Genomic DNA, 2,349 nt, shown 5'->3' with positions numbered 1-2,349 from the left:
GGCAAGCGAGCCAAAACGTCCTTGAGATACGCATAGGGATCATGCCCATTGAGTCGTGCTGACTGGATGAGCGTCATGACGGCTGCTGCCCTCTGACCAGCTCGTAGGCTGCCCGCAAAGAGCCAGTTGTTGCGGCCAATGGCAATCGGCCGAATCTGGTTCTCGATCCAGTTGTTGTCCACGGGCAGCTGTCCGTCATCGACGAACCGGGTCAAAGCCTCCCAGCGCCGCAAGCTGTAGTCCAGCGCTTTGGCGCTTGCCGAGCCTTCCGGCACCTTCTGGCGTTGCAGCACCATCCACTGGTGCAAGGCATCAAGCAGCGGCTTCGTTTGTTGTTGCCGGATGGTTTGGCGCTGATCGGTCGCAATCTCCTTGACCTCACGCTCGATCTCGTAGACCCGCGCGAACTGCTGCAGCGCGACCTCGGCGATCTGGCTTTGGTTCGCCGCGTGCAAATCGAAGAACTTGCGCCGCGCGTGCGCCAGGCAGCCGACCTCGGTCACACCACTTGCGATCAAGGCCTTGTAGCCGCTGAAGTCGTCACAGGTGAGGCTGCCTCTCCAGTCGCCCAGGAAGCGCCGGGCGTGTTCGCCCGAGCGCGATTCGCAGAAGTCGTAGACGACCGCCTTGATGTTCTCGAAGGCGCCCGTGGCATAGGCCCATAGGTACGCCCGGTGCGCCTTGCCGTTGCCCGGCTTGAGCATGGACACCGGCGTCTCGTCGGCATGCAGCACGCGGCGCTGCAGCAGCTCTGTCCTCATGGCGTCAACCAGTGGCTGCAACTGCACGCCACACGAGCCCACCCATTGCGCCAGCGTGGAGCGGGGGATGGCTAGGCCGGCGCGACCGAAGATCGCTTCCTGGCGGTACAGCGGCAGGTGGTCGGCGTACTTGGCCACCAGCACTTGCGCCAGTAGCCCAGTGGTAGGGATGCCTTTGTCGATGATGTGAGGATCGACAGGCACCTGGTGAATCGTCTCGCACTGGGCACAGGCCCACTTGCCCCGGATGTGGCGCTCCACCGTGAACACGCCGGGCGCGTAGTCCAGCTTCTCGGCCACGTCCTCGCCGATGCGCTTCATCTGGCAACCGCAGGCGCAGGTGGTGGACTCGGGCTCGTGGCGGATCTCGCGCCGCGACAGGTTGGCCGGCAGGGGTGCGCGTTTGGGGACTTGCTTGTCTTGGCGGCCTGCCACTGGCGGCGTGGCCTGCTCGATCTCATCGGCCACCGCCTGCAGGTCCTCATCCAGCGATTCATCGAGCAGGCTCTTCTGCTCGGCGCTGAAGCGCTCCGACTGTGCGGCGAACTTCATGCGCTTGAGCAGTGCGTTCTCGTGCGTGAGCTTGTCGATCTGCGCCTGCTTGAAGACCGCCTCTTGGCCCTGGCGTGCGATCACGCCGTCTCGCTCGGCCAGCTCACCCATCAACGACAGCAGGGCCGCTCGCATCTGCTGCGGCTCCAGGGTGTCAAGGTGGTCTGCGGTGATCACGGGAGAAGATGATGCGGCTAACATCACATTCGCGCATCGGTGCAAGCGCTGATTGCCTGGCCAACGACCGGAGCACTCAAAGTACAGTGATGACTCCAGCCTCGCCGACGTTCTTCCAGGGCAGGCCCAGCACGAGCGCATCGAACTGCGTTCGGCTGAGTGTGGCGGTGGTGGCGGCATCGCGCAGCCAGACGAACTTGCCGCTATTCAGGCGCCGGGCCGCCAGCCAGACACCGATGCCGTCGTGCACCAGCACCTTCATGCGGTTGGCTCGTCGATTGGCGAACAGATAGGCGTGGTGTGGGCGCGCTGCGCCAAAGACAGCCACTACCCGGGCGAGCGCCGTCTCGGTGCCTGCTCGCATGTCCAGCGGCTCGGTGGAGAGCCACAGCGCATCAATGCGGATCATCGGAGCCAGTCGCGCAGCCACGCTGCACATGACGCTGCATCTTCCAGGGGCCAGTTCACGGTGACTACGCTGGCGCTGCGCCGAACATCAACGCGAATCGCACGCGACACGGGCGGCGAGCTGGTCTCGGTTGCTGGGAGCTGTTCAACTGGTGGAGGCAGATTCAGCGCAACGAACTCATTCCGGGGCGCTGGCAACAGGGAGTCTGCTTGCTCGCGCATCCAGCGATGAACGATGTTGGCGTTGATTCCGTGTGCAAGCGCTACGCCGGCCACTGACGCGCCGGAGACCTGGCATTCGGCCACGATCTGGCCTTTAAGTTCCGGGGAGTAGTAGTGCCGCTTGGGGCGCTGGGCGATCGTGTCGTTCGCCATAGTGTGCGTGATGTTCATCGTGCACACGATGCCTCGACACTGGGTCTATCTCAAGATGGGATTGCCGGACGCTTAC

The 2,349-nt window shown here is 63.8% G+C and carries 3 protein-coding genes; all 3 read right to left on the bottom strand.

Features of this window, described 5'->3' with window-relative positions:
- On the bottom strand, window positions 1-1,490 hold a 1,490-nt coding region (locus tag BHU06_RS21805; protein ID WP_139147180.1), incomplete at its 3' end, for an IS66 family transposase.
- A gap of 76 nt (window positions 1,491-1,566) precedes the next feature.
- Window positions 1,567-1,899, bottom strand: coding sequence for an IS66 family insertion sequence element accessory protein TnpB (gene tnpB, locus BHU06_RS21800; RefSeq protein WP_070401338.1), 333 nt, complete (start codon window positions 1,897-1,899; stop codon window positions 1,567-1,569).
- Complete coding sequence (locus BHU06_RS22275) at window positions 1,896-2,291, bottom strand: transposase (protein ID WP_006217728.1); 396 nt, start codon at window positions 2,289-2,291, stop codon at window positions 1,896-1,898. The genes tnpB and BHU06_RS22275 overlap by 4 nt, the downstream gene beginning before the upstream one ends.
- Window positions 2,292-2,349 lie beyond the last annotated feature (58 nt).

This window comes from Hydrogenophaga sp. PML113 (genome assembly GCF_001777155.1).
Taxonomy (GTDB): domain Bacteria; phylum Pseudomonadota; class Gammaproteobacteria; order Burkholderiales; family Burkholderiaceae_C; genus Hydrogenophaga; species Hydrogenophaga borbori.
Note: the sequence above shows the minus strand (reverse complement) of the source record. Positions and strands in the feature narration are given on the sequence as shown.